This is a genomic window from Zoogloea ramigera, assembly GCF_006539865.1.
Lineage (GTDB): Bacteria > Pseudomonadota > Gammaproteobacteria > Burkholderiales > Rhodocyclaceae > Zoogloea > Zoogloea ramigera.
This window is the reverse complement of sequence record NZ_BJNV01000141.1, coordinates 1-3,554: the sequence shown is the minus strand read 5'-3', so window position 1 is coordinate 3,554 and position 3,554 is coordinate 1. Positions and strand designations below refer to the sequence as shown.

The window sequence follows — 3,554 nt, the reverse complement described above, 5'->3', positions numbered from 1 at the left end:
GGCCGCCTCCGTCAGACTCACCGTCTGCCCGGTGGCGTCGACGGTGGTCGCGCCGTCGACCTGCAGCGCCTGGCCCGCCAGCTGGGACACCGCACCGCGCACCGTGAAACTGCCATTGCCCGTCACCAAGGTGTCGCCAAACACCAGCGCCTCCGAGTCGGTGACGAGGCTGGCCGCGGTGCCGCTCACCGCAAGCGCCTGGCCGGCGGTCAGCTTCGTGGCACCTGTGTCGAGGACCACGGACAGCGCATTGCTGTCCGAGAGCGTCGTGTCGCCGGCCGTGACGTGCAGCGTACCGGTGAAATCGTTCCCGCTACCAGTCGCCGCGATCGCGTTCAGGGCGGTGCTGGCAAGGGTGGCGTTGAGCCCTTTGACGACGCCGCTGTAGATTTGCGCGCCGCTGGAAATGATGCTCTTGCCATCCCCGAGCCGGAGCTCGCTGCCCATGTCCTGAACGATGCTGGCCAGCCCGGCAGCACCGCCGGCAAGGCTGACGCGCCCCGGACCGGCGACACTCAGCGTGTGCCCGCCCCCCGCGAAAGCCTGCTGCAGGGTCAGCGAGGCGGGCGCCTGCGCAGCGGAGATCCGGCTGTCCGCCAGCTGGGATACCGCGCCCGTCAAGAGTGCCGACCCGACGGCATTCAGCGCGCCCCCGGCAAGCACGATCGAATTGCCGAGCGTCGCAGCGCCGACGTCAAGGGCGCCGCCCGCGACCCGCACGGCCCCCGAACCCAGGGCGCCGCTGCCCGCCGCCACCAGATGGCCGGCGCTGATCGTCGTGCCACCGGCGTAAGGGCTGGCGGCGGAGAGGCTCAGCGTTCCGGCACCGAGCTTGGTCAGGCGGGCCAGCGCGCCGCCCGACACGGCACCGCCCAGGCTCAGGGTGTCGCCCGCCGCGGCGACGCCGATGCTGGCCGGCCCGTCCAGGGCCAGCGAGCCGGCATACGCCGCAGCCCCCGTCCCGGTGAGCACACCCAGCCCACCCACACCATGCCCTTGCAGACTAATGGACGAGACACCCAGCGTGATGTCGTCGAGCGCGAGCGTCGCCCCGTCGGACACCTGCACCGCCCCCGTGCCCAGCGCGCTGCCGCTGCCCGTTGCCACCAGCGTGCCGGCCTCCACCCGGGTCGTGCCGCTGTAGCCGGAGCTGGCGCCCGACAGGCTGAGCTGCGCCGTGCCTTGCTTGGTGAGGTCGCCGCTGCCCGCCACACGCCCGGCGAAGCTGCCGGCGGCAGCCTGCGTCACCGTCAGGTCACCGCTGCCCAGATCAATGCGCGTGCCGACCGTGCCAGCGAGATCGCCGATGCTCTGGTTGGTGTTGTTCAGGTCTAGGATGCCCGAGCCGGTGAGGTTTACCGCACCCAGGCTCGGCAGCGTCGCGCCGCCGAGGAGGCGCAGCGTACCCGCCTCGATCGTCGTGCCGCCGACGTAGCGGTTGCTGCCCGAGAGGTTGACGGTGCCGCTGCCGACCTTGGTCAGGCCCAGCCCCGTGACCGGATTGTTCAAGCTCAGCGTGTCCGTCAAGGTCGCCGCGCCGATGGCGCTCGCCGTGGCCAGCGTGACCGTGCCGGTGTGGCTCGCAGTGCCGCTGCCCCGCAGCGCGCCGGCCCCGCTGACGCCGCGCCCGTTGAGGGTCAGCCCGCCGGTGCTGAGCGCCACATTGTCGATCTCCAGGGTTGCGCCGCCGGACACCTGCACCGCCCCGCTCCCCAGCGCGCTCCCGCTGCCGGTTGCCGTCAGCGTGCCCGCCAGCACCCGGGTGGTGCCGCTGTAGGTGGTGTTGGCGCCCGACAGGCTCAGCCTCGCCGTGCCCTGCTTGGTGAGATTGCCGCTGCCGTCCACGCGCCCGGCGAAGCTGCCGGCGCTGCCCTGGCTCACCGTCAGGTTGCCGCTGCCGAGGGCAATGCGCGTGCCTGCTTCGCCGGAGAGATTGCCGATGGTCTGGCTGGTGTCGTTCAGGTCGAGGATGCCGGTGCCCATCAGGCTCACCGCGCCGCCGCCCGGCAGGCTGGCCCCGCTCAGCAGGCGCAGCGTGCCCGCCGCGATGGTGGTGCCGCCGGCGTAGCGGTTGCTGCCCCACAGATTGACGACGCCGAGCCCCAGCTTGTTCAGGCTGCCCGGGCCCGTCACAGGGCTGTCGAACGTCAGCGTGTCTGCCAGCGTGGGCGCCGCGACGGCGCTCGTCGTGGCCAGCGTGATCGGGCCCGCATGGCCCGCCGCACCGACGCCCTGCAGCGCGCCAGCGCCGCCCACGCCGCTGCCGTTGAGGGTCAGCCCAGCGGTGGCCAGCATCACGTTGTCGATCTCGAGGGTCGCCCCGTCATTGACCGTCACCGTGCCGCTCCCGAGGGCGTCGGCCTGCTGTACGACCAGCGTTCCGGCCGCGATCGTGGTGCCGCCGGCGTAGCCGTTGTTGATACCGGACAGCGTCACCGTGCCCGCACCGGCCTTGGTGAGCGCCGGGTTGGCACCGGCGTCGCTATGGCCATCGATATGCCCGCTCAGGGTCAGCGCGTCCGACGCACCGGCCGCCGCCACCCTGCCGAGGCCAAGCAGCGTGACCGTACCGGCGTAAGACGCCGCGCCCCGGCCAGCCAGGGTCTCCAGCCCCGCCTGGTCGCCGGTGAGGGTAAGCGAGGCGAGCGAATTGAACGCCACCCCGTCGATCTCGAAGGTGCCTGTATTGGTGACGAGCAGGCTCGATGCGGCCGCCAGCGCGTTGGGGTTCGACACCCTCAGCACCCCCTCCGAAACCCGGGTTAGGCCGGTGAAGGTGTTGGCGCCAGAGAGCGTCAGCGTCCCCGAACCGAGCTTGTTCAGCGCCCCCGTGCCGGAGCCGCTGCCGCTGATCACCCCGGCGAAGCTGCCATCACTCGTCTGGTTGACGGTTAGCCCACCGGCCCCGCCGCTGCCCAGCGCAATCTGCGTACCGATCGCGCCCGCCAGGTTGCCGATGGACTGGCGGGTGTCGTTGAGGTCGAAAATGCCGGTGCCCGTCAGGCTCACCGCGCCCCCGCCTGACAGGCTGGCCCCGCTCAGCAGGCGCAGCGTGCCCGACTCAATCGTGGTGCCGCCGGCGTAGCTGTTGTTGCCCCACAGCTCGACGACGCCGAGCCCCACCTTGCTCAGGCTGCCCGGGCCCGTCACCGGGCTGTCGAAGGTCAGCATGTCTGCCAGCGTGGGGGCACCGATGGCGCTTGCCGTGGCAATCGTGACCGGACCCGAATGGCCCGCCGTGCCGGTGCCCTGCAGCGCACCGGCGCCGCCCACGCCGCGGCCGTTGAGGGTCAGCCCGCCGGTGGTCAGCGTCACGCTGTCGATCAGCAGCGACGCCCCGTCGTTGACCAGCACCCCGCCGCCGCCGAGGGCACTGGCGTGCTGCGCGACCAGCGTGCCGGCCTCAATCGTCGTGCCGCCCGCATAGCTGCTGCCGGCCGTCAGGTCGAGCCTGCCGCTGTCCACCTTGGCGAGGCCGCCCGGGCCGGTCAGCGGATTGTTCAAGGTCAGGGTGCTGCCCGCTGCAGCGCCGATGGCGCTCGCCGTGTCCAGCC

1 protein-coding gene is annotated in these 3,554 nt (G+C 72.2%); it reads right to left on the bottom strand.

The window, feature by feature from the left end; translation table 11 throughout:
* The coding region (locus ZRA01_RS20020; RefSeq protein ID WP_174851636.1) for a beta strand repeat-containing protein at positions 1-3,554 on the bottom strand (3,554 nt) is incomplete at both ends.